Genomic DNA, 26,942 nt, shown 5'->3' with positions numbered 1-26,942 from the left:
CGGTAGATTTGATCATATAGTTACACCTGGGGCGCAAGTCCTTCATGAAGTAAGGAATGGAATCAGCCACTTATGGCCGACTCGCCGGGGGCGGGCGGTCCGGTGACCTCCACGTGGGCCGGGCGCAGGAGCCGCGGACCGAGCCGGTAGCCGGGGCGCAGGATCTTCGTGCAGACCAACTGGTCGGTGCCGGGGGAGACATGGTGGGTGACGGCATCGTGGCACGCGGGGTCGAAAGGCTCGCCCGTCTCTCCGAAGACCTCGAGTCCCAGGGATCCCACCTGGGTGCCGAGGGTGTCGGCGATGTCCTTCAGGCCCGGGGTCATGGGCTCGTGAGCGCAGGTGCGGTCGACGGAGTCCAGGACCGGCAGGAGGGCGCGCAGGACGTTGGCCACGGCGATCTCGCGCACGGCCATCCGGTCCCGGCGCACCCGCTTGCGGTAGTTGTCGTACTCGGCCTTCACCCGCTGCAGGTCGGCCGTGCGTTCCTCCAGGAGACGCTGCAGCTGGGCGGGGTCCGGGTTCTGCAGCCGGCCCTTGCCCATCGTCAGCCCGCCTCCGGCTTGTCGTCGTCGACGATCTCGGCGTCCACCACGCCTTCGTCCGCGGAGGCGGCGGACGACGCCTCCGCACCGGGGGACGCCTGGCTCTCCGTGCGCGAGCTGTCGTACATCGCCGTACCGATCTTCTGCGCCGCCTCGGCCGCACGTTCCAGGGCCTGCCGGATTGCCGCCGTGTCCTCGCCCTTCAGCCTCTCCTTCAGTTCATTGATCGCGCGCTCCGTCTCGCCCTTCGCGTCCGCGGGGATCTTGTCGGGGTTGTCCCTGATGAGCTTCTCGGTGGAGTAGACGAGCTGTTCGGCCTGGTTACGTGTCTCCGCGGCCTCCCGGCGCCTGCGGTCCTCCTCGGCGTGCTGCTCCGCCTCACGGACCATACGGTCGATGTCGTCCCTGGGCAGCGCCGAGCCGCCGGTGACGGTCATCTTCTGCTCCTTGCCGGTGCCGAGGTCCTTCGCGAAGACGTGCATGATCCCGTTGGCGTCGATGTCGAAGGCGACCTCGATCTGCGGCACTCCGCGCGGCGCGGGCGCGAGGCCCGTGAGCTCGAACATGCCGAGCTTCTTGTTGTACGCGGCGATCTCCCGTTCGCCCTGGTAGACCTGCACGGTCACCGAGGGCTGGTTGTCCTCGGCGGTGGTGAAGATCTCCGAACGGCGGGTGGGGATGGTGGTGTTGCGTTCGATCAGCTTGGTCATGATGCCGCCCTTGGTCTCGATGCCGAGGGACAGCGGGGTGACGTCGAGCAGCAGGACGTCCTTGACCTCGCCCTTGAGGACACCGGCCTGGAGCGAGGCGCCGACGGCCACAACCTCGTCCGGATTCACGCCCTTGTGCGGGTCCTTGCCGGTCAGCTCGCGCACCAGCTCCGTCACCGCCGGCATACGGGTCGAGCCGCCCACCAGGATGACATGGTTGATGTCGGACACCTTGATCCCCGCGTCCTTGACCGCGTTGTGGAACGGGCCCTTACAGCGGTCCAGCAGGTCCGACGTCAACTGCTGGAACTGGGCGCGGGTGAGCTTCTCGTCCAGGTGCAGCGGGCCCTCCGGGGAGGCCGTGATGTAGGGGAGGTTGACGTTGGTCTCCGTCGAGCTCGACAACTCGACCTTGGCCCGCTCCGCGGCCTCCCGCAGCCGCTGCACGGCCATCTTGTCCTTGGCGAGATCGATGCCGTAGTTGTTCTTGAAGGTCGTGACCAGGTGGTCCACGATCCGCTGGTCCCAGTCGTCGCCGCCGAGGTGGGTGTCGCCGTTGGTGGCCTTGACCTCGATGACCCCCTCGCCGATCTCCAGCAGGGACACGTCGAAGGTGCCACCGCCCAGGTCGAAGACGAGGACCGTCTGGTCGTTCTCCTTGTCCAGGCCGTACGCCAGCGCCGCCGCCGTCGGCTCGTTGATGATCCGCAGCACGTTCAGGCCGGCGATCTCCCCGGCCTCCTTGGTCGCCTGTCGCTGGGCGTCGTCGAAGTAGGCGGGGACGGTGACCACGGCGTCGGTGACGTCCTCGCCCAGGTGCGCCTCCGCGTCCCGCTTCAGTTTCTGCAGCACGCGCGCGGAGATCTCCTGCGCCGTGTAGCGCTTGCCGTCGACGTCACCGTGGTCGGGGAACCGCCAGCCGTGATCGCCCATGTGCCGCTTCACGGAACGGGCGGTGCGATCGACGTTGGTGACGGCCTGCCGTTTGGCGACCTCCCCGACCAGCACCTCGCCGTTCTTCGCGAAGGCGACGACCGAAGGCGTCGTCCGGGCCCCTTCGGCGTTGGTGACCACGGTGGGTTCGCCGCCCTCGAGGACCGAGACCACGGAGTTCGTCGTTCCCAGGTCGATACCGACTGGACGCGCCATCTCGACTCTCCTTCCTGCCCCGCTTCCATTCTCGGCTCGGTGGCTCACCGCTGCGACTGCTCATTGCGATGATCGATGTCACCGACCGCGCCGGGTCGTGACTCGTAGTGCAGGCTGTGGAAACGGCCGTTCTCCTCGCGTCCGGCAGGATCATGGCCCAGGGCACGTACCGTCGCGATCGCATACCGCCGTTCCCGCTCGTCCGTGAAGAGCCGCTGGGGATAGGTGCGGGAGGCCTCGAGTGTGGTGTGCAGACCGTGCGCGGCCAATGTGCGCATGATCGGGTGGTACGACACCGTCCGCAGCACGAACGCGCTGACCCACACCGGTCTGCGGGCGCCGTCGAGCAGGGCCGTGAACGTGCGATCGGAGATGTAGCTGCCGCCGCCGGTCAGCGTGATCAGCCCGACCTCGGCGAGCGCACGCCTCAGGCCGGGGCCCGGCGGTCCCTGTTCCAGGTCGTCGGTGAAGCCGGCGTCCAGGAGACCCACCTGAAGCGCGTACCGCACGGCGGGGCCCGCGACGTCCAACCCCAACACCGGCACGGCGTCCGGTCGGCGCCGGTCGGCGTAGAACTCCTGGTCCCGTGCGGCGAGTTGGGCCGTGGAAAGCTTCTGGCAATCGGGTGAGGTGTACCGCTCGTACAGCTCCGCGAGTGTCAGCTCGTGGTTGAGCAGCGCGGCGTTGATCCCGTACGAGCAGCACACGTCCAGCACCATCGGCCTGCCGGGCATGCCGTCGTCGAGCGCGACCCGTTCCGCGGCGGCCTGCCGGAAGGCCGGCTGGGCGTGGTGCGGGATCTCGTACTCCAGCGGGGCCAGCCGACTGAAGTACGTGCGGGGGTCGGGCCGGTCGTAGATGTCGTCGAACCGCGACTTGCCGCCCGCCACGCCCCCGGTGTCGCCAGAGCCCGACTCGGCCATGCCGTACTCCTCATCGCGGAACGCATCGGTACCTCCATCATGTCTCGTCCCTTGTGTCCCGCGATGTCTGCCACACCGGGATACCACATGTCACACGTTCAGGGCGTCCAGGATCGACGACATGGCGAGGACACCGCCGAGGCCGAGGACGGAGAGCACCGTCGTGTAGGTGGTGAGCGCTTTGATCGCGCCGATGACGGACAGGTTGAAGTACTCCTTGAACATCAGAACCCGGGGTCGTTGACATGGGAGAAGGCGATCGATCCGCAGGAGAGGGCGAGGACCATGATCTCCGGGTGGACTCCGCTGCCGGCGAGCAGCGGCAGTGCCACCCCCGAGGCGGTGACGACGGCGCCCGTGGCCGAGCCGAGGGCCACGCGGAGGATCGCGGCGATGAGCCAGGCCGGAATGATCGGTGACAGGGACCAGCCGTCAGTGGTGTGCTTGATGTAGTCCGAGATCCCGCCGTCCACGAGTACCTGCTTGAACGCGCCACCGGCGCCGATCACGAGCAGGATCATCGCCATCGCCTGGGCGGCCGACCGGCAGGAGGCGCTGACCTCGTGGCCATGCCCGGACGGCGACACCATGCTCACCATCGGGCCGGCGCGATGGTCGGCCGGGTGCTGGGCGACTCGGGCCCCGCCCAGCGGAACCCGCCCTCCGCCGATCAGGACACGGCTGACCGGCCGCGCCCGCGAACACCGATCCGCCCCGCCGCACGAACGCCGATCCACCCGACGGCCCGGACAGGGACCCGTCCGGCGCGGCCACACCCCGGTCCACCGTCACCGGACCCCGTCCCTGAAGAACCACGACTACTGCTTCGACCTGCGCGGGCGCGGTCAGCGGCTCGGAGACCGCCTGGAGGGTCGGCACGGACGCCGGGGCGACGGCAACGGAGCCTGCGCACTCCAGCCCACACCTGCCGCGGCCATGGCCGCCACCGGCTCGGTGGCTGACGTTCCGTCAACAACCGCTGTGACACAGTGATGGTGCAAACGCTGATCCGGATGAGGAGCGGTCATGGCGGCGGAGTTGAACAAGCAGGTGCGGAAGCGGTTGGAGGAGCCGAACTTCTGGTACGTGGCCACGGTGACGCCGGACGGCGCGCCGCATGTCACGCCGATGTGGGTGGGGCTCGAGGACGGGCTGATCGTCTTCAACACCTCGGTCGGCCGGATCAAGGAGGAGAACCTCCGCAACGACAACCGGGTCCACCTCTCGCACGCCGATGCCGGCAACCCCTACGACCGGGTGCAGATCTCCGGCCGCGCGGTGCGTCTGGTCGAGGGCGAGGAGGCCGAGCGGGGCATGGACCGGCTGACCTTCAAGTACCTGGGCCTGGACCGGTATCCCTGGCTGATCGAAGGCGAGCGGCGGTTGCACGTTCTGGTCGAGCCGGAGCGGGTGCGCCACATCGTCGGTGTGGAGCCGTTCCGGCCGGGAGTGATCCCTTCCTGAGCTCCGGTGTCCCACGCCCGGACCGTCGTTGTCAGTCCCGGCCGGTTCGAGGAGGCGTACGTGAGCGGCGAGGGGTACGTGGAGCTCGCGGTGCCGGTGCTGAAGCCGGCCCGCCCCTCCTGCGCCTCTGGCCCGGTATGGGCCACCCCCGCGGTTGGCGCGCGCGGAGCCGGGAGAATGCTTCCCGTCGTACGACATGGACCCGCGTCCGGAGGCCCTCGGCTCGGGCCGGGCGGCGGACCACCCGGCCACGCGCGAGGTGTGGGACGACGACCACGCCTCCCGACCGGCTGACGGCGATGCCGATCCAGCTCGAGACATATGAAGGTTGGCCCCCGCTGGTCCGCCGTCCCGGGACTTGGCGGACCGGCGCCTGTGAGGACGCTCTCGCGGGGTAAACGGAACCTACGCCTCCACCCGCCGTGGCGGAACCCCCCCACCTGTGTGGTCCAGGTCATACTGGCTCGGTGCTCCGGCGTTCATTCGCGAGGCCCGATCCGCCTTCCGTCCGCGTCGCGGACGGTGATGGCCTGCATGGGGCAGATCTCGGCCGCCTCTAGCGCGCGGTCGTCGTGCTCCGGGACGCTCTCGTTCACCGCTCGCGCGTGGTCGCCGTCCAGAGCGAACAGGTCCGGTGCCGCCCCGGCGCACATCCCGGAGCCGATGCAGCGGGCGGAGTCGACGTGCAGGTGCCAGGTCATGGTCGCCTCACCAGCCCACCGGCATGACGCGGGGGCCGCGTACCAGCATCTCGGTCTTCCACGTGATGTCACCGGCGACATGCAGCCGGGGGAACCGGGCCACCAGTGCGCCGACCGCCTCCTGGAGCTCGAGGCGGGCCAGGGGAGCACCGAGGCAGTGGTGGACGCCGTGGCCGAAGCCCAGATGGGCGTTGCCGCTCCGCGAGAGGTCGAGTGTGCCCGCCGCGGTGAAGCGCAGCGCGTCCCGGTTGGCCGCTCCGATCGCGACCAGCACCGGTTCCCCGGCCCGCACCAGGGTGCCACCGACCTCGATGTCCTCCTTGGCGTAACGCGGCTGACCGGCACCACTGCCCAGGGGCACGAAACGCAGCAGTTCCTCGACCGCGCTGGTGATGAGCGCGGGCTCGGCGCGTAGCCGGGACAGCACCTCGGGATGGTCGAGAAGGGTGAGCACGAAGTTGGGGATCTGGGTGGCGGTGGTCTCGTGGCCGGCGACGAGGATGCCGACGCACAGGTCGACGAGTTCCAGCTCGGACAGCCGGTCGTCGTGATCGCGTGCCTCGATGAGTGCCGTCATCAGGTCGTCCCGGGGCTGTTCGCGGTGCGCGGTGATCAGCTGTGCCATGTACGCCCGCAGCTCCTCACGGTTGCGGTCGAACTCCGCCGCGGTCAGCGAGCTGGTCGACAGCGCCGCGTCGCTCCACGTGCGGAACCGCGGGCGATCCTCCTCCGGCACGCCGAGGAGCCGGCAGATCACGGCGACGGGAATGGGCAGGGCGTAGCGGTCGACCAGGTCGGCCGGCGGCCCCGCCGCTTCCATCTCGTCCAGCAGAGTGGACGTCAACTCCCTGACCCGCGGCCGGAGTTTCTCCACCTGGCGGACGGTGAAGGCCTTGGCGACCAGGGCGCGCAGCCGGGTGTGGTCGGGCGGATCCATGCTGAGGATTCCGCCGTCCCGCCTGCCCTCGGAGGCCCGTGGCTCGTCGTGTTCGAGGGCCAGGGCCCTGCTGAAGCGCTGGTCGCCGAGGACCAGCCGCGCGTCCGCGTAGCGGGTGGCGAGCCAGGCCGGCTCCCCGTACGGCAGCCGGACGCGTAACAGCCCCGGCGTCTCACGGGCTCGTTCGTACGCGTCGGACAGGGCGAGGTCCCGGCTGGAGTTGAAGGGATAGGCGAGGGTTGGAGGGTCCGTTGCCGTCACTGCTGTCTCCCTTGTGTAAGCACCTGCTTACAACGCTAGGAGGCGCTCACCGGTCGGTCAACGACGCCATTCGGCCCGTTACCCTGGACGGCTCCTCGGCAGGCGCGAACCGGCTCACGACGGCAAGAGGGAGCACAGGGTGGATACGAGCGGGCACACGCGGCACCTGGACCGACCGGGCGGGGGCCCTGCGAGCGAGGAGTCCCCGCACCGCCGGCGTGACGCCCAGGTGACACGTACCCGCATCCTCCACGCGGCCGGCGCGGTCTTCGCCGAGCGCGGGTACGAGGCAGCGACCGTCCGTGAGATCGCCGGCCGCGCCGGAGTGAACCAGGCGCTCATATTCCGCTACTTCGGGTCCAAGAAAGCCCTGCTCACCGAGGTCATGGCACAAGGCGGCAAGGAGCAGCTGCTCCACACACCCCTCGAGCGGCTGTTCGAGACCGCGCTGCGGGGTGTCCTCGAGGAAGACGGCGGTAAGCCGGGGTCGGACCGGCTGCTGGCCGTCTACCTGCGCTCCATCGGCAGCGCCGACGCCGCCCCGGAGACGGTCCGCGCGCTGGGGCAGGAGTACGCCGCCGCGCTCGCCGCCCTCTCCCCGGCCGACGACGCAGAGCTGCGCGCCCAGCTCGCCATGGCCTGGCTGCTCGGCATCGGCCTGATGCGCGTCGTCATCGCCCAGGAACCACTGGCGAGCGCGGCACCGGACGAGATCTGCGGCCACGTTCTCACGGCACTGGAAGGACTTCTGTGCGACGGGAAGGCGCCTCCGAGCCGAGCAGCGGACCAACGGCCCCACGAACAGCCGTAGCCGACGCGGGACCGGCGCGGACACGGAGCAGCGTCCCTCAGGCCGACACCCGGCCCAGACACCACCGCTGAAGCGCCCCGGACCACGCTGCTGAGGGGCGGGTGGGGAAACCGCCCGCCCCTCACGCTCACCGCCGTGGTGCGTCCGGCACGGGCCTGCGGTCGCCCGGCCGTGCGTGGATCGCGGTGGCCAGTTCCTGTATTCCCTGTTCCTTCAGGACGTTGTAGTGGTCGCCGGTCAGCTCGACGATCGTCGGTGGGGCGGCGGAGTAGTCGGAGTGGGCCTCGATGAAGGAGTAGTCGTCGCCGGCGGGCCTCGCGACCGAAGCGGTCGGCGCCGTCCGCGCGGATCCTGGGGTTGCCGGGGCAGATGAGCAGGAGGTGGTCGACCTGGCGGCCGGACTGCTCGAGCCGCCAGGCGGCCTCGAAGGCGACGCGGGCGCCGAAGGAGTAACCCCACAGACTGTAGGGGCCCTCGGACTGGGTGCGCAGGATCTCGGCCACGTCGGCGGCGGCCATCTCGTGGATCGTGGGGAACGGTGTCTCACCACCGTTGATGCCGTGCGCCTGAATGCCGTAGAACGGCCGTCCCGCCGCGGCTTCGCGGGCCGGCAGGCGCAGGTTCGTCGGGGAGCCGCCGAGGCCCGGCCGGCAGAACACCGGGCGGCCGGTGGCTTCGGCATGCGGCGGGACGAGACGTGAGGAGGGCGCGGCGCCGTCGTCCTCGATGCGCGCGGCCAGGTCGGCGAGCCTCGGGTGCTCGAAGACGACCTGGAGCGGCAGGCGGAGCCCGAACTCGCGGTTGACCCGGTTGACGAGAGCCACCGCGATGAGCGAGTTGCCGCCGGACGCGAAGAAGTCGTCCTGCACGGACACGTCGTCGTACTTGAGTGCCTTCGCCCACGCCTCGGCCGGCCACCGCTCCACCGGGGTCGCGGGGGCCACGAAAGGCCGGCCCGAGTCGGCGGACCGCACCTGCTCGCCCACGGCCAGGGCCCTCACGTCGACCTTTCCGTTCGCGGTGAGCGGCAGCCGGTCGAGCACCAAGACGCGGTTCGGGACCATGTAGTCGGGCAGCCGCTCGGCCAGGTCGTCCCGGATCATCTCGGCGGGGCCCTTCATGTGCACCGAGTCCTCGTTCATGCCCTCACTGCGGATCTGTTCGGAGTGGGCATCCCTGCCGCGAACCTCGTCGAGGTGGCCCAGGACGATGACCGGATATCCGCACTGCGCGCACACGGACGCCGCGTCCCCGGCGACGCCTTCGTCCTGACCTCGTGCTCGACCGGTCGCGGCGCGGACTGCTCGGCCGGCGCGGTGTGGCTCAGCTTCCACGACGCCGAGGGACTGCCGACCGGCTCCGCGACTGAGGGAACCGGCGCCGGCGGGGTCCCTGGCGGCCGTCAGCCGGCATCGCGCCCTGCATGCGCCCGCCACTGCGGCCCCGGAGGAGGCGGGCCGGTGGCCGGTCTGCGCGGTGTGATGCTGGCTTGGCAACCGCTTGCAGCGGCTTTGCGGAGGGCTCAGCATGACGGTTCCCACTACGAGTGGATGCCGGTGTCCCGTGTCTTGCGAAGGGGCTGGATGTGCCAGAGCCGTTTGATGCCGTGACCCCTGCTGCCGCGGGCGGGTCCGGGTGCTCGCCGGAGGCGGCCGCTGTGCCGACGGTCGGTGTGGAGGAGGAGTTCGTCCTGGCCGACCGGCGCACCAGGTCGGCCGTGTGCAGGTCTCTTTCCGTGGTGCCTGCCGCACGTGCGCGCCTCGGCGGGCCGCATGTCACCCCCGAGCTGTCGCAGTCCCAGGTGGAGACGGTCAGTGGGGTGTGCCGTACCGGCCTCGAAGTGGAGGCGGAAGTACGTCGATTACGCGCGGGTGCGGCCGCCGCTGCGGCCGAGCACGACTGCCTGCTGGTGCCCAGTGGCGTGGCGGTGCTGGGGCGCTCCGGGCCGCCGCCCGTCCTCGACCAGGCGCGGTACCGGGCGCTTGCGCGCCGCTTCGGGCCCGCCATTCACGGGCAGGGCGTGAACTCCTGCCACGTGCACGTCGGCGTGGCCGACCGGGAGGAAGCCGTTCGGGCGGTCAACCACCTGCGGGGCTGGATGCCGTTGCTGCTGGCGCTGACCGCCAACTCCCCGTACAGCGACGGTGCGGACACCGGATACGCGAGCTGGCGCTCGGTGGTCTGGAGCCGGTGGCCCACGGCGGGGCCCCCTCCCTTTCTGCGCGACGCGGCGCACTACCAATGGCTCGTCGACCAGCTCGTCGCCTCCGGGGCGGCCCTTGATCCGGCCATGGTCTACTGGCACGTCCGGCCGTCGGCGCATCTTCCCACCATCGAGGCACGCATCGCGGACGTGATGCCCGACGCCAGGACCACCACCGCGTACGCGCTGCTCGTCCGTGCCCTGGTCGGGCACGCCGTGCAGATGGTGCGCTCCGGTGAACCCGCGCCCGACGTCCCGGACTCGCTGCTGCGGGCGGCGTGCTGGCAGGCCGCCCGGCACGGCCCGGTCGGCACCCTGCCGGCCACTCACGCCCGCGACTGTGCCCCCATGGCCGTCGGCCGGCTGATCGAGGAGCTGTGGAAACGGGTCGAGCCGCACCTCAGCCGTCACGGCGACGACCGGCGCGTGAGTGACTGGCTGAGTCATGTCCAGCTCAACGGGTCCGGCTCCGCACGGCAGAGGCGCGTGGCGGAACGGCACGAGAGTGGCCTGCGGGCCGTGGTGGACGACCTCGCGGTCGAGGTTCCATGAGCCCGGGCGGTGGGGCTGATGTGTGGCTGATGTTGGCACTGTTGCAAAAGTGACTTGAGTGGGCACGGATCAGGGATACCTTCCCTGGATCGAACTCGCCGGCCATCCGGTGGCATGGATGGGCGCCCGGTGGGTTTACGGTGGTCATGCGGGCTCTGTTCGGACGTCGAGCGCAGCCCCAAGTACCCGGCTTCGCCGAACCGTGCCGCCGCTGCGCGTCCGGGGGGTGCCATGAAAGTCGAAATGATCCAAACGGCCGCCAACGTGCTCTTCGACGTGCCGGACGAGATGCACGAAGAGATCATCATGCTCATCAGCGCGGTCACCGACGATGCCGAGACACGTGCGCCGGACCTCGCGGCCGCGTTCGGCGAGTGGTGCTGGCTGGTGTACACGATCTGCGGGGACGTGGTCGAGGTGCTGGACGTCGGCTGCGCCCGGTGACGCCGGGAGCCACCGCACCTCGCACTGCGACGCTCAGGGGGACGCGGCGGCCCCGGGATGTCGATGCCGTAGGAACGGGCCACCGACGCCGGTTTCGCCGTATCCGGAGGGAAGGGCGACCGAGCCGGCTCCCGCGCGGTGCACCTCGCCGTCCAGCTCGACGCGCAGCTCCCCTTCGAGCACCAGGAATGTCTCCTCGTCGGCGACGTGCCGGTGCGGCGGACTGTCGTATCCGCGCTCGGCCCGCCGTTCGTGGAACGTGATGCTCACGGCAAGGCAGTCCTTGAACCGCCTCCAGCATTACCGGGTAGCAAGAGCACCAGGCCGGCGGCGCGTGCTGTCGTGGCGAACGTCCTAGGATCGATGGGGAATTGACGACAGCAGGTGGAGAACGGGAGACGATGTCCACGAACAGCGCCGACCCCACGGTCGCACAGCGCTTCCTCGCCGCGTTCCAGGCACGGGACTGGGAGGGGCTGCGCGACCTGCTGGCCGACGACATCACCTGGACCATGCCGGGGAGCGGCTCCATCTCGGGCACCATCCGCGGCGCGGACGCGGTCGTGCGCCGCGCACGCCACATCGCTGACCAGGGACTGCACACCGAATTGCGGCACGTGCTCGTCGGTGCGCACGGAATCGCCCTCTCGCTCCGCAACACGGCAACCGCCCCCGACGGACGCCGGCTCGACGAGCACCTCGCGACCGTGCTGGCCGTCCGCCACGGCCGTATCACCGCCATCGACAGCTACCTGTCGGACGTGGACGGTATGAGCGCCTTCTTCACCGCGCCCTGAGCTCGTCATCCCGCCGGCACGATGACGGCCGACCCCGCCGCCCCGCCGGCCACCGCGCGACGCTCGCTGGGCGCCCCCCCGCAGCGAGCCGGTGGCACCCGAGCGGCTCAGCGATGGTGGTGCTCGCCCTGTCCATGCGTGTGGTCGTGACCGTGTCCGTCCTGATCCGGTGAGCCGCCCATCACGCGCAGCATCGCCGGGCCGCCGGTGCGCAGGAAACGGACCACGAGGGCGGTGGCCAACAGCAGGAAAGCGATGTTGAGCCAGGTCGTGTAGTTCCAGCTGACCCCCTCCTGGGGGACCTTCGCGTCGGCCTGGTCGGGGATGAGGCCCAGACCACCGAAGGCGAACTCCACGACATAGCCGGCCACCGCCATCGCGGCGAAGAACGTGCCGAGCAGGAAGGCGGTCATCCGAGCGCCGTAGTACTTCCGGTAGATGTTCAGGATCGGCAGGATCAGCAGGTCGGCATAGATGAAGGCGATGACACCACCGAAACTGATGCCGCCCTTCCACAGCACCACGGCCAGCGGCACGTTGCCGATGGAGCAGACGAACGTGGCGATGGCCACGACCGGCCCGATCAGCGGTCCGATCAGCTTGGCGGCGAGCGGATGCTCGGCCAGGAAGAAGCTGCGCCAGAAGTCGTCCGGCACCCATGCGGCGATCGCCCCGGCGATGAGGAGCCCCGCCACGAGGTCGCGCAGGATCGCCGCCCACTCCATCACGAAGATGTGCGAGACGGAGGTGAGGCCGTCGCGGGAGAGGAGCCGGCGGAGGAAGCCGCCCTCGCCGCGCACGGACATGTCCATCGCCGCGTGTCCCTCCATCGAGCCGGCCAGCCCGCGCGCGGCCTGCTCCCGAGCCTGCCGCAGCAACCGCTCGCGCAGGAGCAGCCGGAACAGCACCGCGAGTACGACGATCATGATCGGGCCGCCGACGAACTCCGCGGCGGTGAACTGCCACCCCATCAACAGCGCCAGGATCACGCCCAGTTCGACCACCAGGTTGGTCGAGGCGATCTCGAAGCCCATCGCCGCCGTGAAATTCGCCCCCTTGCGGAACAGTGAGCGGGCGAGTGCGACAGCGGCGTACGAGCAGGACGACGAGGCCACGCCGAGCCCCGCGGACAGCGCGAGCGTACGAGGCCGGTCGTCCCCCAGCAGCCGTACCACCGTCTCCCGGTGAACCACCGCCTGGACGACGGCGGACAGGGTGAAGCCGAGGATCAACGCCCAGGTGATCTCCCAGGTCATGGACCCGGCGATGGACAGTGCGTGCCCGATCGCATGCATGATGCGCACCTTTCGCCGTTGTCTTCCCCGGCAAGCCCGAGTGTATACCCCATGGGGGTATGTTGCGCCGGCTTCCCGGCAGACCGGACCGAAGCCGTGCGCCGCAGGGGAATTGGAGGCCTCGGGGCTCCGTGCAATGGGGGCCCGCGGGGCCTCGGTGGGCCCCTGGCCGCATTCCTGCCGAGGTGTGCGGACCTTGGTCCGGCCGTCTTCCGGTGGGCGCTCACCGGTCCATCCAGGCCCTGGGTAAACCGGCTCTGACCTGGACTTTTTCGAGAATCCTCCTAGTCTTGGCCCAACTGGCCGCCACTGAAGGGGGAAGTCTTGTGAGCGAGCACGTCGTCCGGTACGACGCCACCCACATCGAAGTGCTGGAGGGGTGGGAAGCGATCCGGAGACGGCCGGGCATGTACGTCGGCTCCACCGGCGAACGGGGCCTGCATCAGCTGGTGTTCGAAGCCGTCGACAGGGCGGTGAACGACGTCCTGGCCGACCGCGCCGGCGGAACCGTCGATGTCATCCTCATGGCCGACGGCGGCGTGCGTGTCGCCGACGACGGCCCGGGCCTGCCGGTCGAGTCCGCCGACGACTCCGGCGACCCCGGCCTCGAAGCCCTGTTGACCCGCATGCACGCCGGGGATCGCATCGGCGGCCGCCGTGCCGTGGACGCGGGCCTCTTCGGCCTCGGGCTCTGCGTCACCAACGCCCTGTCGAGCAGCCTGACGGCCGAGGTGCGTCGAGAGGGCGTCCGCTGGGTCCAGGAGTACGCGCGCGGTGTCGCGGTCGCACCGCCGACCGCCGCGGGGGCGGCGACCGGAAGCGGGACCAGCATTGCCTTTCGGCCCGATGCCGATGTCTTCGGGACGGTCCGGTGCTCGTTCACCGCGCTTGCGGAGCGATTCAGGGAACTGGCCTTCCTCAACCGGGGCCTGGGCATCTCGCTGACCGACGAACGCGGGCCGAGCGGGGCCCGGTCGGAGCACCTGCGGTACCCGGGAGGGGTGCGGGACTTCGTCGCCTTCCTCGACGCAGGAGCGGAGACGGCCGTACACCCCGACATCGTCGGCATCGAGCAGGAGGACCCGCGGATGGAAGGGGTGATCGAGGTGGCCCTGCGATGGTCCCACTCCCATGAGGAGCGCGTCCGTGGCTTCGCCAACAGCCGGCCCACCCCAGAAGGCGGCACACACACGGCGGGCTTCCGCGACGGGGTGGCAGCCGCCGTCAACGCCCACGCCCGCCAACGGCGGCTGCTGGCGGCGGCGGATCCCGACCTCAGCGCCGACCGGATCTGTGCGGGCCTGACGGCGGTCGTGTCGGTGAAGCTGGACCATCCGGAGTTCCACGGCGCCACACGCGGGGTGCTGGGCGGCGCCGCCGTACGCGCCTGCGTGGGAGAGGCCGTGCGCGAACACCTCCGCGCATGGCTGGCAGGGCACCCCGAGCAGGCCGCGGCAGTCGTGGGCCGTATCGTCCGGGACGCAGGCCGGGACTGAGCCGTACGAACCGCCCCCGGCCGGCGGCCGTCAGGTGGTGGTCCGGCCCGAAGGTCAGCCGATGAGCGAGCGGAACTGTTCGATCGTGCGGCGCCGCATGGTGAGGAAGGCGAGCCAGGAGCCGTCGGCGTAGTGCAGCCGGAAGCGGGCCATCAGCTGCGTCCGGGGGCGGCGCTCGACCCGGGCCACCCACGCCCGCGGCACCTCCCACACCGGCGTGCCGTCCAGGGGCTGGACCAGTCCGATGCGCTGGTCGGTCACGCGCATCAGCAGCGCGCCGGAGGTGGACGGCATCCCCGCGGCGATGCTGCTCGCTCCACCGGACTGCGCGCCCACGGTGTTGACCAGATGGTTCCCGAGGGACGCCCCGATACCGATGCCCTTGGCACTCTTGGCGGGGACGACGGTGGCGTACGCCAAGAGACGCTCACCAGGGGCCAGTTGACTGTGGGCGGAACGCTCGCGGAGGGCAGACATGCGCATGATCATAGGTGACCGTGTCCGGTGACCTTCGCCGGGTACGCTTCGCGTCATGAGTGGACCGGTCCTGGTGATCGAGTCGGCGGGGGCCGTCCCCCCCTGCCTCGATCCAGCGGGTCCGCGAGCTTCTGGTGCGCTGCTCGGCACGTTGTGAGGAGCGGCGGGTCGGCGAGTACGACGTGAGTGTGCACGCCGAAACCTTCCGCATCACGGACACCGTTGGTGCCGACGGACGCCGGCCCATGCTGCCGACAGCTGCCATCATGGACGTCACCGGCGGCGTCGCGAACGCCGGACTCGGGCAGGAGCACGTGCCGATGGTGGCGGGCCGGACGGGTGGCGTCGGCGGCGCGGGCGGTGGTGGCGCGGGTGTCGTTGAGCTCGCCGAGGACGGAGCGCAGGAACGCGATGTCCCCGGTGGTGACCGGCATCTTGCCGAGGCACTGGAAGGGGTCGTCGGGAAGCACCGCCGGGTAGCCGACGACCAGCACCTCCGCACCTGGGGCGTGATCGTGGATCACCTTGAGGGCGGAGCCCAGTTGCGCCGCGGCCGAGTCGAGCCGCCGGCCGAGGGTGTCGCCGTAGAAGTCGTGGCAGGGCGTGCCGAGTGGGGCTGTCACGGAGAGGGTGGAGCAGGTGGCGGCGACATCGGCGAATCCGAAGTCGGACGTGCCGAGGTCGTCGCCCGCGATGGTGACCGTCACCAAGGTGGTGCGGATGTGACGGCGTCGAGCTGGGGACCGTTGACGGACGGCCCCGGCGTCGGTCCGGGGCGTGGTGAGCGCGCCGACCTTCGCGCCGGCGCAGCTGACGTCCCGGTACGTGCCGACGGCGAGGCCGGCCGCGACGAGGCGACCGTAGTCGTGGTCGGAGCGCATGCAGGCGCCGGCGGACTGAGCGGGGATGCCGGCACCAGCGGCATAGGAGTCGCCGAGCGCCACGTAGGTGCCGGCCGCCGGGACGCTCGAGCTGGGGGTGGAGGCCGCCGCGTGGGCGGGGGCGGCGGTGGAGACGGTGGCAAGGAGCACGCCGCCTCGGCGTGGATACGGTCGGCTTCCTCCCGCAGTTCCCCCATGACGGCGAGACCAACCCTCGGGAGGCGGGTGACCCAGCTGGTCCACAGGCCCGGTGCGCCGCACGCAGCAAGTCCCACAGCGAGCAACAGCGGCCAGGAGGCGAACAGGGCCGACGGCAGCCACACACGCCGCCGGCCGCTCGCCTCGTACTCGGACCGGAAGAGGGCGAGCCCGCTCCCGGCGAGCGTGGCGATCGCCGGTGCGAGCACGGCCGGTGTAGCACGGCGATTGTCGTGGGCGCGGAACACCACGGCATGCACGGCGGGACGGCCACTCCGGAGGAGGAATCCGGCACGCAGCAGGTCGGTTCGCGGAGGTGCCGCCGACGTACGGGCGGTTCGCCGCGGACGTCGCCCAGGCGAGCAACGCCCAAGAGCAGGAGACGGCCAGGGCAACCGCACCGCCCGACAGCAGGCACAGCTCGCCGCAACGGCGCCCCGCTCGCGGTGAGTTGGTAGACGGCGGCGAAGACCGGCAGCCCAGCCACGCCTGCGGGGTCTTCGTCAGGAAGGCGAGCCCGACCCGGGCGCCACAGGTGCGGCGGGCTACGGGCGGCGGCTCGGCCGGCTCGGACGACGGTCGGGGTCCACCGTACGGCTGCCCGGTCCGACCCATCGCGCGACCACGCTTTCGGGGCCGTACCTGGGGTCTGCCCCACCTCGTGCCCGGGGGCTTGTCGGAGTGTCCGACGTCGGCCGCGCGTGATCCCCTGTGCACGTGACCGTGCGAGGAGAAGGTGGACTGTTGAAAGCCCGGATCGGATACATCGCGTGGGTCGCGGGTGTGGCGCAGTTCTTCGTCGCCCATGGAATCGTCGAGTCGGCCTGGAGCAGGCCCTACAGCTGGGCGCGGAACAACATCAGCGACTTGGGGAACGCTCACTGCGCCGTGCAGCCGGAACCCGAACCACGCTATGTCTGCTCGCCCGAACACGGCCTGATGAACGCCTCGTTCGTCACTTTGGGAATGCTCCTCGTCGTCGGTGTCGTCTTCACCGGGGCTCTGTGGCGCAGAGGCGCCGCCGCGGTTGTGGCGCGGTGCCTGCTGGCCTGCGCCGGAGTCGGATTCGTGTTGGCCGGGCTGGCACCTGCGGACATCCACGAGAACCAGCATGTCCTGGGTGCGCTGCTCATCATGGCCATGGGCAACATCGGTCTTGTGCCGGCCGGAGTCGGTCTGGCGGACGATGCGCCGGCCGCGCTGCGCTGGGCGACCGGCCTGCTGGGAGCAACAGCGGCCACGGCCTTCGGGCTCTTCCTCTCCCAGCGCGATCTCGGGCTCGGGATGGGAGGAATGGAGCGGGTAGCGGCGTTTCCCCTCCTGGTGTGGGCGCTGGTCATCGGTGTCCGCGGCCTGTTCCACCAGGCAGGTCGTATGGAGCGGTCGGGGACGCAGGGGTGACCGGACAACCCTGGTGTTGCACGCCTGCTTGACATCCCGGCCGCCTGCGCCACACCCGGACGCCCAGGACGCCTTCTGGTGATCGTGCGTCAGGCCGGGGGGCGGGGAAGGCTGACGGAACGGCTTTCCTCGACGACGTGGTAGCCGGCGCTCGTGTACAGGTTCATGGCCGCCTCGTTGCCACCCCACACGGTGAACATCAGTGCCGTGTCCCCGGCTTCGAGCGTCGCCAGTTCGCCGGCCGCCATCGCGGCCCGCCCGTACCCTTTGCCGCGGTGCTGTTCCTGGATGTGCAGCGAATAGCCGTAGGTGACCCCTGGGAGGCGTCCGTGCTTCAGCCACCCGGTGCCGATCTGCTCGCCCTCCGCCTCGAGCACCAGAAACGTGTTGTCGGGCGTCGCCAGGCCCTGGGGGATCAGGTCGGCGAAGTCGCGGTCGGACTTGCGTTCGGCCTCCTCGGGGCTGAGGGCTCCCGAGCGGACGATGTCGCCGACGTAGGAGGCCCTCTCCGAGGCGAGCCAGTGGGGATACTCGGCCTGGGTCATCGATCGCGCGGTGACGCCGGCAAGCGGTTTCGGCGGGGAGTCGATGCGTCGCATCCGGAGCTGGCCGCGTACCGCGTAGCCGTCGAACAGCTCGCCCGCGGGCTCGGTGAGCCGTATGCCCACCCGGCGTGCGCCGCGCTCGGCACACCATTGCTCGGCCCAGTCGCGGGCGGCCTGTTCGTGTCCCCGGCCGGCGTGGTGTGCGTCGATGTGGAGGTCGCCGATACGGCCCGCGAGAGAATCGTGGTTGTCGGCCATGACCACGGCGACGTATCCCACGCGCATCCCGGCGTCCGTGATTTCGGCAGTGACCCAGTCGCCGATGCCGGTGCGTACATCCTCGAGCATGCGCTCCACGGCGGCTGCACCGAGTCCGGCAGCCGTGTACGAGGCGAGCAGCCGCCGCTCGAAGTCCTTCTGCCAATGCGTGTTGTCACCAAGGACGTTGAGTTCTGTCACCTGATCACAGTAGTCACATGGTCATGGACCTGAGCGGATGATTTTTCGACGAAAGGCTCGGGCGTGCGGCCTGTGGTCGGCCTGTGGGTGGTGAGCATCTGCTGATGCCGGGAGTCCACAAGGTCGCGTCGGTCTGGTTCATCGCGCAGTCGTGTGCGCTGATCCGATGTCCTGCACAAAGGTCGCTTTCGCAAAGGTGGTCCCCAGCCCTTGGCTCGTCCGCCGACTGGAGCTTGCTACGAGCATGGACGTGAAATCGACTTCCTGCTCTGGTGGTTGCGTTGATGGCGCCGGCTCGGAGAGTGCGGTCTACTGCGCGGGGTGAAGAAGATCCTGTTGATCGAAGCGTTCGCAAACTCGGGCCACTATGTACTGGAGGCCGCCCGTGCACTCGGCGTGCGCGTCTTCGTCGCCACCCACGAGGACCTCTACGAGAGCTACCCCGCTGCACTGCGAGACAAGATCCACGGAACGGCGTTCACCGATCTCACCCAGCAGGACCAGGCGCTGGCGGACCTGGCCGCGTTCGCGGAGGCCCAGGGGATCGACGGCGTGGCCGGCTGCTGTGAGTTCTTCACCCCACTCGTCGCCCATCTGGCCGCGTGCCTCGGGCTGCCGGGCAACGATCCCCGGCGCGCCCGGGCTTGCCGGCACAAGGCGGACATGGCCCAGGCCTTTAGCGCGGGCCAGGTGCCCGCACCGCGAACGGTGAGCGCGCACACAGCCGCAGAGGCGGCACACGCCCTCGGCCGTGCCGGGATCGGGTTCCCGGTCGTCGTCAAACCCGCCGAGCAGGGCGGCTCCTGGGGTGTCAGCGTGGTCGGGAGCCCCGAACAGCTCGACAGCGCCGTAGACCATGCCCGGTCCCGGCCGATCACCGCCCCGTACGGCCTGCCGATGGACCAGCGTGTCGTGGTCCAGGAGTGCGGCCCCGGACCCGAGTTCAGCCTCGACACCGTGGTCCGGCGACGCGAGTACTTCCACCTGCCCCTGATCGAGAAGCACACCACCGATGGCGTCCACCGGGCCGAGACCGGTCACACATGCCCCGCCGCTGTACCGCCCGACGACCTCCGCGCCGTGCGGACGGCCGTCGAACGAGCTCTTGGGGCGCTCGGCATCCGCAACGGCGTCGCCCACACCGAAGTCAAGATCTTGCCCGACCGGGGCCCCGTCGTCATCGAAGTGGGCGCCGGACTGCCGGGAGACCACCTCATGGACGTCGTACGCCGTGCCACCGGCATCGACGAGGCCCGCGCCTACCTCCAAAACGTCCTCGGCGCGGTACGGGCCGGGCCGAGTCGTCGTGGGCACCGCCGACGGCGGGGCCACCTGGTCTTCACCGCACCCACGACCGCACAGGTCAACGCCGACGCCGCCCGCGCACTCGCCCACACCCGCATGGAAGTGAGCTGACATGCAGCGCATCGCCTTCATCCGGTCCGTCGACATCCGGCGCGCCGACCCGTACATCCAGGGCATCGCCCCCGCCCTGGCGCGGCTCGGTGCCGAGGCCCGCCTCTTCCACACCCACGGTGACTGTGGCCCGGATCAGTTCCCGGGTACGAGTGAACGGCTGGTCCCCGCGGCGACACCCGACGAGTTCGTCGACCGCGTGCGCGCCTGGGGGGCCGACGCCGCCGTGGCGATCTCCCTGCCCGACGAGAACGCCCTGCGGGACGCCGTGGTCAAGACCAAGCTCGAAGCCCTCGGCATCCGCACCGTCATGACGCCCCTCGCCGCCACGCGCGTCCTGTGCGACAAGTGGGAGACCAAGCGCCTGCTGGAGGCGCACGGCATCACCACCCCGCCCGCCGTCCGGCTCGACAGCGACCTCTTCCACGACCGGACGCTCCCCGTCCCGGCCTACCCGGACGCCGTCCGCCTGGCCGCCCAGGACATCGGATATCCCCTCATGGCAAAGCCGTTGTGGGATTCCACCAGCATGGGCATCGAGTTCATCTCGGACCCGGCCGCCCTCGACCGCCACCTGGCCGCCCGCCCCGGTGCGCACGCGGTGCTGGAGAAGTGCGTCGGCGGACGACTCTGCTCGGTCGACATCGTAGGCGCCGGCGGCCACTACACCGTCATGCCCCTCATCTGGACCGGCACCGCGGGAGGTCCGCCCACCTTCACGTTCGACGACCTGCGCTACGTCGCCCCCGCGCAGGACGACGACTTCCGGCCCACCGCGCAACGCCTGGTGGCACTGTGCACGGAACTCGGGGTCGAAGGGTCCGTCAACGTCGACATGATCTACGCCGACGGTGTCTACCACGTCCTGGAGATCAACCCCCGGATCGGCGGCGCCACCACCCTGTCCATTGCCGCCGGCGGACTCAACACCTTCGTCGCCCTGCTCGACATCCTGGCCGGAACCTGGCCGACCCGGAACGGCGCTCCCGCCGAACGTTTCGCGATCGAATGCCTCACCGCGAACCCCACCCCCGCGCTGCTCACCGAACTCCGCGCCCGGGTCGACCTCGTCACCTGCCACGATCTGATCATCGACGGCCACAACCGCGGCGGCATCCTCACCTTCACCGTGAACCCCGGCGACGAGCAGCGGACGGTGAAGGAGCTCACCGCGCTGTGCGCGCAGACCGGTTTCATCCCGGCCCCCATGCTCGACAAGATCCGCCGCCTGCTGACCCCCATGCGCCGGTGAGCAACCCGACCAGCGGGCGATCGGCACACCATGACTGACCGGGTTCCCCTGGCGTTCTCCGGCCTCGTCCGGGACGGCCGCTACCTGCTGCCCGTCGCGGCAGCCCAAACTGCCCCCTTCCCCGCGAAGATGTCCCACCGCTCCTGCTCACCGTGCACCCCAGCGCCACCCTGCACGCGGGCGAGTCGATCCCGGCACACACGGTCCGCTGCGCCCTGGTCCGCGACGACGGCCACCTCCACACCCCTTCCTCCGCTCCTGTCTCACCCGACCGGCGAACGCATGACACCGAACACGCCTACGCCAATGTCGTACGGCTGTCCGGGCTCCCTGGACGCCTTCGTTCACGAAATGCGTGTGGGTGAACAGGTCTGGTTCGGCGCCGGCGAACATCCCGGAGCCGACGCGGCGGTCAACAGGGATGTGCGGCCAGGGTGCCGCTGACCTCCGTGTTCTCTGTTGCGCAGCGATGGATCGCGCGGGATGGGAGATGTGGCTGAAGCCGTACGGACAGTTGATTGAGATGAGTCGGGCGGGAAAGCGTGTCCGGAGGTTCTGACTCCGACTCACACTGTCGACGGGACGGATAACAGGTGATGGCCACGACGGCGGGCAAGGCCCGCGCGCTGACGGCGGCGCCTCTGCGGCTGCCCGGGATTGTCCTCGGGGTTGGCCTCGGCGGGTTTGTCGACGGCATTCTGCTGCACCAGCTCCTGCAGTGGCACCACATGCTCACCAGCACCAACCACGACCACATCGGGGTGAAGTACTACGACCCCCACACGGTGTCGGGACTGGAGATGAACACCGTGTGGGACGGCATCTTCCACGCGGTGTGCTGGATCGCCGTACTGGTGGGTCTGGCCGTCCTGTACTCGCGGGTCACGCACAACCGGCGAGCGGTGTGGACCTCGCGGGTCCTGTGGGGCTGGATCCTGGCCGGCTGGGGCCTGTTCAACCTGGTCGAGGGCGTCCTGGACCACCAGATCCTCGGCATCCACCACGTCCGCGGCGGTCCCCACCAGGCATGGTGGGACGCCGGCTTCCTCGCTCTGGGCGCCCTGTTCCTGATCACCGGGTATCTGGTGCAGCGCAGTGGCAGGCCCTTCGACCCCGAGGCCACCCGGGGCGGCGAGCGGGCCGGAGAGCGCGCCTGATGGGCACGATGCACCAGCACGGGGAGAACGGCGGTGACCTGCCGGGAGCAGTGCTGACGGGGTTGGTCCTACTCGGCGTCGCCGGTGCCTATCTGCTCGCCGCACGGCGCGCCCGGCGCCGTAACCCTGTACAGGGGTGGAGCGCCTGGCGGTCGGCGTCCTTCCTCACCGGGCTGGCACTGCTCGCCGTCGCGCTGCTGCCGCCGCTGGCATCCGTCGCGCACTCCGATTTCCGTGGGCACATGACCCAGCACATGCTCATCGGCATGTACGCACCCCTGGCGCTCGTGCTGGCCGCGCCTCTCACGCTCGTCCTGCGCACGCTGCCCCGCGACCGAGCCCGCGGAGTGGCCGCCGTACTGCACAGCCCACCGGCCCGACTGCTGGCGCATCCCGCTGCAGCGCTCATGCTGAGCACCGGAACCCTTGGTGCGCTGTACTTCACGCCCCTGTACAACGCCGTCATGGCCCACCCGGCGGGCCACTGGCTCCTGCACGCCCACTTCCTGGCGTCAGGTTGCCTGTTCGCCCACGTCATCGCCGGTCCCGACCCCGCGCCCACCCGGCCCGGTGTCCGCAGTCGGCTGGTGTACCTGGGCATCGCCATCGCCGTGCACGCCCTGATCGCACAGGCCATGTACGGCGGATTCCTCATCGACGTCCACGCTCCCATCGACCAGGTCCAGCAAGGCGCGGAGATCATGTACTACGGCGGGGACATCGCCGAACTCCTGCTGGCCGGCGCGCTGGTGGCAACCTGGCGACCCGAGCGCCGCACCACACCGGCCAGTTGGCACGGCCGACCAGGCATCAGCGCGCCGACGCCGCGCTGAACGGCGCCGGGCGAGCATCGAACCGGCACCTGCCAGGCGGCAGAGGCTGCTGGATCAGGACTCAGGCGGGGCCTTGTACAGCCGTACCGTGGCGGCGACGCTCCGTATGGTCGCGTCCGATACCTCGCCGGGCACGTTCTTGGCGCCGAAGAACGACCAGGAGACCAGATCTCCCGCGCTGTTCTTGAAGCCGAAGACCCATGCCTTGCCGTCCGTGGCGCACTTCTTCGACCTCTTCACACCCACGGACCAGGCCGTGCCCAGACTGCCCTTGAGACCGGAGTTCGTCGTGAACGGCTTGACGGCGCCGGTCTTCACCTTCGTCCGGTCCGGCTGGGTGTACGCCCCGTACACCCATGTCACCGGGTCGGAACCGGCGATCTCATGAGGGCTTCCGTAGCCGTTGTTGCCCCTCGTACCCACCTGCGCCAGTGGTGTGTCCTCCAGTGTGCCGTCCCGCTTCTCGTCCGAGGAACACCACTTCTTCTGGAGGATCGCGACATTGCGTATCGCGATGAGAGGTTTGTCGTTCGGGTCTCCGTCGTTGGAGACGTATGTGACCCAGCCGGCGGACTGGATCTCCCATTGGGGCGGGACATCGAACGCGATTCCCTGGGTCGGATTCGTCACGACGTTCCAGCCCTTGACCGTGGCCGTCTGGGTGCCGGTTCCGCGGGGGTTGGCGGAACTCTGCGACGGCGACGCGGTGTTCACCGGCTTCGGGTCGGGGCCGTCGTGCTTCTGGCCGCCGAGCACGAGGAATCCGGTGACGCCCGACGCGACTACGACGGCCGCCGCAGCGATGACGGCGACGAGTCCGGTCCGGTTCCGGCCGCCACCCGCCGGCGGAGGCACGGGTCCGCCCGCGCCCGGTTGCGTCGGCAACTGCCAGGGCTGGGGCTGCTGGTAGGGGTTCTGCTGGAACGGACCCGGGCCGGGTTGGTGGTACGGGTTCGACCGGCCAGGCTGCTGGTACGGGTTCGGCCGACTTCCGGCCGGGGGCTGTTGCGGATTCCGCCCGAATGTCGGCGACTGCTCTCCTGGCCACATGTGCCGCAACCATACGGCACGCTTCCGGCGCAGTAGGTGAGCCACCGGAGCGTAGCCCCCAGCCGGGTGGTGCCTACCAGTAGTGCCGTCGGCCGGCGACCGCGTGTCCCATGGAGCCCAGGACCCACAACACGGCGCCCACGACCGTGAGGATTATGCCGATGGTCCACAGGATGGATATCCCGGTGACGAAACCGATGACGAGGAGGATGACACCCAGGGCGATCATGACAGGCCTCCTGGCGATAAATCGTTCTTGTGGTCCGAGTGCCCGAATCGGAACGCGATACGCCACCTGAAAGGAAGGAGCCCGACTCTCCGACTCCTCAGGTCAACCACCGAGAGTGGCCATGTGGTGACCGTCTGGGGTGTGCCTGGTACGCGGTGTGGAGGGGAGCCGCGCCCGGTCCCGGGAGGTTCAGGCCCGCGCACGCGGCAGGGGTGACCGGCGGAACTCACTTGTGCCACTCGGGTAGCATGATCGAACTTACGGGGAGCTTCCTCATCGCTTGTCCTTGACCACTTGATTAACATCTCATAAATCGGCCAAACAATTGATATCTATCGTTTCGCGGATGGTTTCGCGAATAAAGTGCAGAATTGACTTCGCCGCTTGGCGTGAGCCGCGGGTGGCACTGTGGGTCGCGGCGGGCGGGGTGGCCGTCGGATTCCTCGTCGCCCTGGAGGTCTCCGCGCGGTGCTACGGCCTGCCGGGACCTATCACCAATCAGGCGCGAGAGGTGATATGCCCGCCCAAATCCGGTTTTCTGCTGTATGCCAGCATGGCGTTGATGATGGTGGTGCTCACCTGGCGGCAACGGTTCATTGCGGCTGGTGTGGCGATCGGCATTGACGTCGCCTTTTTGGTGGTGCGGTGGGCGCTCGGCATCAGGATCAGCGACGGCCACCCTTTCGGCAACGGCGCATTGTGGGTGATTCTGGGTCATGCGGTCATCGCTGTCACGCGCCGAAAGGGCCGGGAACGTCTTCTGCTGTTGAAGGGTGTCGGGCTGGGCCTGCTGCTCGTAGCCGGCCGCAAGGCCGGCGACATCTGGCTACTGATCACGTCGAAGACCAGACCGACAGTGTTCGACCCGTACGCGGCAACCGCCGATCACGCGCTGGGCAACCCGTCATGGCTGGCAGGCCAGTTGGTCAGGGCCAGCGGCCCGATCGGCGCCCACGTTCTCAATTACGTCTACATCCAGCTCGCGGTGGCCGCAGTCGTCGTCGCGGCGTACCAGCTGCGAAATGTTGCCGTCGAGCGCCGATTCCCGAGCCACCATCTGGTCCGCACCTTTCTGGTCATCGGCCTGCTCGGTCCCGGGATCTACATGATCTTCCCGGTCGTCGGACCCGTCTTCGCCTACGGCGCCGGGGGCGGGCACTGGGCGGTGGCCGACCTGTGGCCCAACACCTTGCCGCCGATCCATACCCCGCACCAGATTCCCTTCGACGAGATCACCCCGCGGAACTGCATGCCGAGCCTGCACACGGCATGGGCCACCGCGATTTTCATCCATTCCCGCAAGGGTCCGCGGATTCTGCGATGCGCCGGCACGTTCTGGCTGGTTGCCACGCTCGGCGCAACGCTGGGATTCGGCTATCACTACGGCGTGGATCTCGTTGCAGGTGTGGTGTTTGCACTCACGATCGAAGCAGCTCTGCGCGCGCTCGAACGGGGTTGGGACCGGTCAGGAATCCAGCTGGTCGCTCATGGCGCAGCGGTTTTCGTCGCGCTCTTGCTGGCTTATCGGTACCTGCCGGTGGAGATGGCCGAACATCCGTGGGTGTTTGGGCCACTTCTCATTCTGGCGATGACCTCCGTGGTCCATGGGTACGTACGGACGACCGGACTGTGGGACCCGGAGGCTCGACCCGTGACACAACCGGAACCGCAACCCGAACCCGTTTGAGCCGGTCCTCGCCGACGCAAACGCCAGCCGCAGGCTCTGACCACTCTCCGGTGATCAGCTGGGCCGCCTCGGGGCGGCGTGTCGCGCAGCCGCAGCAGGCGGTCCGCCAACGGGCCGTCGTGCGCCTGTCCTTCCTGGTGGAGAGCATCCAGAATGCGTCCGAGGTGCTGGTCCACCGGAGGCTCCCGTCGGCGGACGGATTCTCGTCGCCCAGCGGTTCACCGCGCCGTCAGCACTTCAGTACTTCGCTGTCGGGCCCCGCGCGGCCGTGCCCGTCGGTCCGGCCGTTCAGCCGGCGGGTTTGGCGGCGTGCACGATGTGCAGCCCTCGTGGTCCGGGGGCCGCGCGCAGGAACTGCCCGCCAGGGCGGAGGGCGGTGGCGACCTCGTGCAGAAGCTGGGAGACGTCCGCTTGGGAGGGCAGGTGGGGGAGGGTGTCGCCCACGCACACGATCACCGCGGATGCCGCGGCGCACTGCCCGGACCGTTCCGGCGAGACCCGCGCCGGTGGCGTGCGCGGTGAGCTCGTCCAGTAACCGTGCACTGGTGTCCACGGCGATCACCGGGGCGTAGCCGAGGCGGGCCAGCGCGAGGGTCTGCGGGCCGGGCCCGCAGCCGAGGTCGACCGCGATGTCCCCGCCACTCTCGGCGGCGCCGGCTGCCAAGCCCGCCTCCTGCAGCAGTGCGGCCTGTCCGCAGGCCGCCGCCTCGATGTCGCCGCCGAGCATCCAGGTGTAGTGCTCGGCGAGCAGGCGCTCATAGTGTTTCCGCGGCGGTGGTCACGGCTGTGTCCCTTCGAGGCGGACGCCGCTCGCCGCCGACTGTCCGGACAGGACTCAGGCGGCGAGGTCGGCGAGGTAGACGTTGGCGAGGGAGGCGTCCAGGGCCGTGCCGAGCGCCGCCCGGTAGGTCGGTGTCGCCTCGGCGTAGCGGCGCCGGCCGGCCTCGGTGATGCTCGCGGCCACCGCCCGCCCGGCTCGCGGTCGACTGAACCCCTGGGCGGAAGCGGCGTGTCGGGGCGGGCTCGGCTGTCGGCTCGGGCCAGGGTGGTCAGTGCTGTCGTCGTCGGG

General features: G+C 69.8%; 27 protein-coding genes and 3 pseudogenes. 13 read left to right on the top strand and 17 right to left on the bottom strand.

Features of this window, described 5'->3' with window-relative positions:
• Nucleotides 1–62 precede the first annotated feature (62 nt).
• From grpE to ACFYZB_RS20985, 4 genes and pseudogenes are all read right to left on the bottom strand, one after another.
• Nucleotides 63–545, bottom strand: coding sequence for a nucleotide exchange factor GrpE (gene grpE / locus ACFYZB_RS21000; protein WP_388760598.1), 483 nt, complete (start codon nucleotides 543–545; stop codon nucleotides 63–65).
• Nucleotides 546–547: 2 nt separating this feature from the next.
• The gene (gene dnaK, locus ACFYZB_RS20995; RefSeq protein ID WP_388760595.1) at nucleotides 548–2,404 is read right to left on the bottom strand and encodes a molecular chaperone DnaK; all 1,857 of its coding nucleotides are present in this window, start codon (nucleotides 2,402–2,404) and stop codon (nucleotides 548–550) included.
• 44 nt (nucleotides 2,405–2,448) lie between these two features.
• Nucleotides 2,449–3,327 (bottom strand): hypothetical protein, encoded by an 879-nt coding sequence (locus ACFYZB_RS20990; RefSeq protein ID WP_388760592.1) that lies wholly within the window; start codon nucleotides 3,325–3,327, stop codon nucleotides 2,449–2,451.
• A 90-nt stretch (nucleotides 3,328–3,417) separates the two neighbouring features.
• Nucleotides 3,418–3,890, bottom strand: a pseudogene (locus ACFYZB_RS20985) (gluconate permease); the annotation flags it as partial.
• Nucleotides 3,891–4,353: 463 nt separating this feature from the next.
• Here ACFYZB_RS20985 and ACFYZB_RS20980 point away from each other — a divergent pair.
• Nucleotides 4,354–4,791, top strand: a complete 438-nt coding sequence (locus tag ACFYZB_RS20980; protein WP_388760589.1) for a TIGR03618 family F420-dependent PPOX class oxidoreductase — start codon at nucleotides 4,354–4,356, stop codon at nucleotides 4,789–4,791.
• 479 nt (nucleotides 4,792–5,270) lie between these two features.
• Here the strand turns inward: ACFYZB_RS20980 and ACFYZB_RS20975 are convergent, their stop codons facing one another.
• On the bottom strand, nucleotides 5,271–5,492 hold the full coding sequence (locus ACFYZB_RS20975; RefSeq protein ID WP_388760586.1) for a ferredoxin: 222 nt from the start codon (nucleotides 5,490–5,492) through the stop codon (nucleotides 5,271–5,273).
• Nucleotides 5,493–5,499: 7 nt separating this feature from the next.
• Nucleotides 5,500–6,690: a cytochrome P450 gene (locus ACFYZB_RS20970; protein WP_388760582.1), complete on the bottom strand. Its 1,191-nt coding sequence runs from the start codon at nucleotides 6,688–6,690 to the stop codon at nucleotides 5,500–5,502.
• Nucleotides 6,691–6,829: 139 nt separating this feature from the next.
• Between ACFYZB_RS20970 and ACFYZB_RS20965 the strand changes: the two genes are divergently transcribed.
• The gene (locus tag ACFYZB_RS20965; RefSeq protein ID WP_388760579.1) at nucleotides 6,830–7,501 is read left to right on the top strand and encodes a TetR/AcrR family transcriptional regulator; all 672 of its coding nucleotides are present in this window, start codon (nucleotides 6,830–6,832) and stop codon (nucleotides 7,499–7,501) included.
• Nucleotides 7,502–7,914: 413 nt separating this feature from the next.
• On the opposite strand, the pseudogene ACFYZB_RS20960 reads toward ACFYZB_RS20965, so the two are convergent.
• A pseudogene (locus tag ACFYZB_RS20960) lies at nucleotides 7,915–8,370 on the bottom strand (thioesterase domain-containing protein); the annotation flags it as partial.
• On the opposite strand from ACFYZB_RS20960, the gene ACFYZB_RS20955 reads away from it, so the two are divergent.
• The 3 genes from ACFYZB_RS20955 (at nucleotide 8,330) to ACFYZB_RS20945 (ending at nucleotide 10,700) form a co-directional block, all read left to right on the top strand.
• Nucleotides 8,330–8,569, top strand: a complete 240-nt coding sequence (locus ACFYZB_RS20955; protein WP_388760855.1) for a hypothetical protein — start codon at nucleotides 8,330–8,332, stop codon at nucleotides 8,567–8,569. The pseudogene ACFYZB_RS20960 and the gene ACFYZB_RS20955 sit on opposite strands and share 41 nt — an antisense overlap.
• 589 nt (nucleotides 8,570–9,158) lie before the next feature.
• Nucleotides 9,159–10,256, top strand: a complete 1,098-nt coding sequence (locus ACFYZB_RS20950) for a glutamate--cysteine ligase (RefSeq protein WP_388760576.1) — start codon at nucleotides 9,159–9,161, stop codon at nucleotides 10,254–10,256.
• A gap of 243 nt (nucleotides 10,257–10,499) precedes the next feature.
• Nucleotides 10,500–10,700, top strand: coding sequence for a hypothetical protein (locus tag ACFYZB_RS20945; protein ID WP_388760573.1), 201 nt, complete (start codon nucleotides 10,500–10,502; stop codon nucleotides 10,698–10,700).
• A gap of 33 nt (nucleotides 10,701–10,733) precedes the next feature.
• Here the strand turns inward: ACFYZB_RS20945 and ACFYZB_RS20940 are convergent, their stop codons facing one another.
• Complete coding sequence (locus tag ACFYZB_RS20940; protein ID WP_388760571.1) at nucleotides 10,734–10,970, bottom strand: cupin domain-containing protein; 237 nt, start codon at nucleotides 10,968–10,970, stop codon at nucleotides 10,734–10,736.
• Between the two features lie 131 nt (nucleotides 10,971–11,101).
• Between ACFYZB_RS20940 and ACFYZB_RS20935 the strand changes: the two genes are divergently transcribed.
• Nucleotides 11,102–11,497, top strand: coding sequence for a nuclear transport factor 2 family protein (locus ACFYZB_RS20935; protein ID WP_388760568.1), 396 nt, complete (start codon nucleotides 11,102–11,104; stop codon nucleotides 11,495–11,497).
• Nucleotides 11,498–11,604: 107 nt separating this feature from the next.
• Here ACFYZB_RS20935 and ACFYZB_RS20930 read toward each other — a convergent pair whose 3' ends face one another.
• Entirely contained in the window at nucleotides 11,605–12,792 is a 1,188-nt protein-coding gene (locus tag ACFYZB_RS20930; protein ID WP_388760565.1) for a permease, read from the bottom strand.
• 326 nt (nucleotides 12,793–13,118) lie between these two features.
• On the opposite strand from ACFYZB_RS20930, the gene ACFYZB_RS20925 reads away from it, so the two are divergent.
• Nucleotides 13,119–14,288, top strand: a complete 1,170-nt coding sequence (locus tag ACFYZB_RS20925; RefSeq protein WP_388760560.1) for an ATP-binding protein — start codon at nucleotides 13,119–13,121, stop codon at nucleotides 14,286–14,288.
• Between the two features lie 54 nt (nucleotides 14,289–14,342).
• Here ACFYZB_RS20925 and ACFYZB_RS20920 read toward each other — a convergent pair whose 3' ends face one another.
• Both ACFYZB_RS20920 and ACFYZB_RS20915 read right to left on the bottom strand, forming a co-directional pair.
• Nucleotides 14,343–14,765, bottom strand: coding sequence for a hypothetical protein (locus ACFYZB_RS20920; protein ID WP_388760557.1), 423 nt, complete (start codon nucleotides 14,763–14,765; stop codon nucleotides 14,343–14,345).
• Nucleotides 14,766–14,818: 53 nt separating this feature from the next.
• A complete protein-coding gene (locus tag ACFYZB_RS20915) occupies nucleotides 14,819–15,796 on the bottom strand; it encodes a GDSL-type esterase/lipase family protein (RefSeq protein WP_388760554.1) in 978 nt (325 codons plus the stop codon).
• Nucleotides 15,797–16,588: 792 nt separating this feature from the next.
• Here ACFYZB_RS20915 and ACFYZB_RS20910 point away from each other — a divergent pair.
• On the top strand, nucleotides 16,589–17,245 hold the full coding sequence (locus ACFYZB_RS20910) for a DUF998 domain-containing protein (RefSeq protein WP_388760551.1): 657 nt from the start codon (nucleotides 16,589–16,591) through the stop codon (nucleotides 17,243–17,245).
• Between the two features lie 89 nt (nucleotides 17,246–17,334).
• Here the strand turns inward: ACFYZB_RS20910 and ACFYZB_RS20905 are convergent, their stop codons facing one another.
• Nucleotides 17,335–18,249 carry a GNAT family N-acetyltransferase gene (locus tag ACFYZB_RS20905; protein ID WP_388760548.1) on the bottom strand — a complete coding sequence of 305 codons (915 nt, stop codon included), beginning with the start codon at nucleotides 18,247–18,249 and terminating at the stop codon, nucleotides 17,335–17,337.
• A gap of 321 nt (nucleotides 18,250–18,570) precedes the next feature.
• Here ACFYZB_RS20905 and ACFYZB_RS20900 point away from each other — a divergent pair, with 321 nt between their 5' ends.
• The 4 genes from ACFYZB_RS20900 to ACFYZB_RS20885 all read left to right on the top strand — a co-directional run bounded on the left by ACFYZB_RS20900 (nucleotide 18,571) and on the right by ACFYZB_RS20885 (nucleotide 22,907).
• Nucleotides 18,571–19,665, top strand: coding sequence for an ATP-grasp domain-containing protein (locus tag ACFYZB_RS20900; RefSeq protein ID WP_388760545.1), 1,095 nt, complete (start codon nucleotides 18,571–18,573; stop codon nucleotides 19,663–19,665).
• A 1-nt stretch (nucleotide 19,666) separates the two neighbouring features.
• Nucleotides 19,667–20,917, top strand: a complete 1,251-nt coding sequence (locus ACFYZB_RS20895) for an acetyl-CoA carboxylase biotin carboxylase subunit family protein (protein WP_388760543.1) — start codon at nucleotides 19,667–19,669, stop codon at nucleotides 20,915–20,917.
• 596 nt (nucleotides 20,918–21,513) lie between these two features.
• On the top strand, nucleotides 21,514–22,074 hold the full coding sequence (locus ACFYZB_RS20890) for a DUF2243 domain-containing protein (protein ID WP_388760540.1): 561 nt from the start codon (nucleotides 21,514–21,516) through the stop codon (nucleotides 22,072–22,074).
• An 8-nt stretch (nucleotides 22,075–22,082) separates the two neighbouring features.
• On the top strand, nucleotides 22,083–22,907 hold the full coding sequence (locus ACFYZB_RS20885; protein WP_388760826.1) for a cytochrome c oxidase assembly protein: 825 nt from the start codon (nucleotides 22,083–22,085) through the stop codon (nucleotides 22,905–22,907).
• 54 nt (nucleotides 22,908–22,961) lie between these two features.
• On the opposite strand, the gene ACFYZB_RS20880 is transcribed toward ACFYZB_RS20885, so the two are convergent.
• Together ACFYZB_RS20880 and ACFYZB_RS20875 are read right to left on the bottom strand one after the other, a co-directional pair.
• The gene (locus tag ACFYZB_RS20880) at nucleotides 22,962–23,762 is read right to left on the bottom strand and encodes a hypothetical protein (protein WP_388760538.1); all 801 of its coding nucleotides are present in this window, start codon (nucleotides 23,760–23,762) and stop codon (nucleotides 22,962–22,964) included.
• Between the two features lie 268 nt (nucleotides 23,763–24,030).
• Complete coding sequence (locus ACFYZB_RS20875) at nucleotides 24,031–24,186, bottom strand: DUF6131 family protein (RefSeq protein WP_388760537.1); 156 nt, start codon at nucleotides 24,184–24,186, stop codon at nucleotides 24,031–24,033.
• 346 nt (nucleotides 24,187–24,532) lie between these two features.
• Between ACFYZB_RS20875 and ACFYZB_RS20870 the strand changes: the two genes are divergently transcribed.
• On the top strand, nucleotides 24,533–25,873 hold the full coding sequence (locus ACFYZB_RS20870; protein WP_388760534.1) for a phosphatase PAP2 family protein: 1,341 nt from the start codon (nucleotides 24,533–24,535) through the stop codon (nucleotides 25,871–25,873).
• Nucleotides 25,874–26,161: 288 nt separating this feature from the next.
• Here ACFYZB_RS20870 and ACFYZB_RS20865 read toward each other — a convergent pair whose 3' ends face one another.
• The 3 genes and pseudogenes from ACFYZB_RS20865 to ACFYZB_RS20855 all read right to left on the bottom strand — a co-directional run bounded on the left by ACFYZB_RS20865 (nucleotide 26,162) and on the right by ACFYZB_RS20855 (nucleotide 26,837).
• Nucleotides 26,162–26,317: a hypothetical protein gene (locus tag ACFYZB_RS20865; protein ID WP_388760852.1), complete on the bottom strand. Its 156-nt coding sequence runs from the start codon at nucleotides 26,315–26,317 to the stop codon at nucleotides 26,162–26,164.
• Nucleotides 26,318–26,408: 91 nt separating this feature from the next.
• Nucleotides 26,409–26,600 (bottom strand): annotated as a pseudogene (locus ACFYZB_RS20860) (class I SAM-dependent methyltransferase); the annotation flags it as partial.
• Nucleotides 26,601–26,708: 108 nt separating this feature from the next.
• Nucleotides 26,709–26,837: a hypothetical protein gene (locus ACFYZB_RS20855; protein WP_388760531.1), complete on the bottom strand. Its 129-nt coding sequence runs from the start codon at nucleotides 26,835–26,837 to the stop codon at nucleotides 26,709–26,711.
• Between the last annotated feature and the right edge of the window lie 105 nt (nucleotides 26,838–26,942).

Origin of the sequence: Streptomyces sp. NPDC001852, from assembly GCF_042891825.1 — a bacterium.
Lineage (GTDB): Bacteria > Actinomycetota > Actinomycetes > Streptomycetales > Streptomycetaceae > Streptomyces.
The sequence above is the reverse complement of the archived record's forward strand: the minus strand, read 5'-3'. Positions and strand labels throughout refer to the sequence as shown.

Excerpts from the sequence above, each read along its gene's own strand:
- ACFYZB_RS20890 (WP_388760540.1), top strand. The coding sequence starts at position 21,514 with ATGGCCACGACGGCGGGCAAGGCCCGCGCGCTGACGGCGGCGCCTCTG.
- ACFYZB_RS20875 (WP_388760537.1), bottom strand. The coding sequence starts at position 24,186 with ATGATCGCCCTGGGTGTCATCCTCCTCGTCATCGGTTTCGTCACCGGG.
- ACFYZB_RS20955 (WP_388760855.1), top strand. The coding sequence starts at position 8,330 with ATGAGCGAGTTGCCGCCGGACGCGAAGAAGTCGTCCTGCACGGACACG.
- ACFYZB_RS20990 (WP_388760592.1), bottom strand. The coding sequence starts at position 3,327 with ATGGCCGAGTCGGGCTCTGGCGACACCGGGGGCGTGGCGGGCGGCAAG.
- grpE (WP_388760598.1), bottom strand. The coding sequence starts at position 545 with ATGGGCAAGGGCCGGCTGCAGAACCCGGACCCCGCCCAGCTGCAGCGT.
- ACFYZB_RS20870 (WP_388760534.1), top strand. The coding sequence starts at position 24,533 with ATGGTTTCGCGAATAAAGTGCAGAATTGACTTCGCCGCTTGGCGTGAG.
- ACFYZB_RS20980 (WP_388760589.1), top strand. The coding sequence starts at position 4,354 with ATGGCGGCGGAGTTGAACAAGCAGGTGCGGAAGCGGTTGGAGGAGCCG.
- ACFYZB_RS20920 (WP_388760557.1), bottom strand. The coding sequence starts at position 14,765 with ATGTCTGCCCTCCGCGAGCGTTCCGCCCACAGTCAACTGGCCCCTGGT.
- dnaK (WP_388760595.1), bottom strand. The coding sequence starts at position 2,404 with ATGGCGCGTCCAGTCGGTATCGACCTGGGAACGACGAACTCCGTGGTC.
- ACFYZB_RS20895 (WP_388760543.1), top strand. The coding sequence starts at position 19,667 with ATGCAGCGCATCGCCTTCATCCGGTCCGTCGACATCCGGCGCGCCGAC.
- ACFYZB_RS20945 (WP_388760573.1), top strand. The coding sequence starts at position 10,500 with ATGATCCAAACGGCCGCCAACGTGCTCTTCGACGTGCCGGACGAGATG.
- ACFYZB_RS20885 (WP_388760826.1), top strand. The coding sequence starts at position 22,083 with ATGCACCAGCACGGGGAGAACGGCGGTGACCTGCCGGGAGCAGTGCTG.
- ACFYZB_RS20975 (WP_388760586.1), bottom strand. The coding sequence starts at position 5,492 with ATGACCTGGCACCTGCACGTCGACTCCGCCCGCTGCATCGGCTCCGGG.
- ACFYZB_RS20935 (WP_388760568.1), top strand. The coding sequence starts at position 11,102 with ATGTCCACGAACAGCGCCGACCCCACGGTCGCACAGCGCTTCCTCGCC.
- ACFYZB_RS20930 (WP_388760565.1), bottom strand. The coding sequence starts at position 12,792 with ATGCATGCGATCGGGCACGCACTGTCCATCGCCGGGTCCATGACCTGG.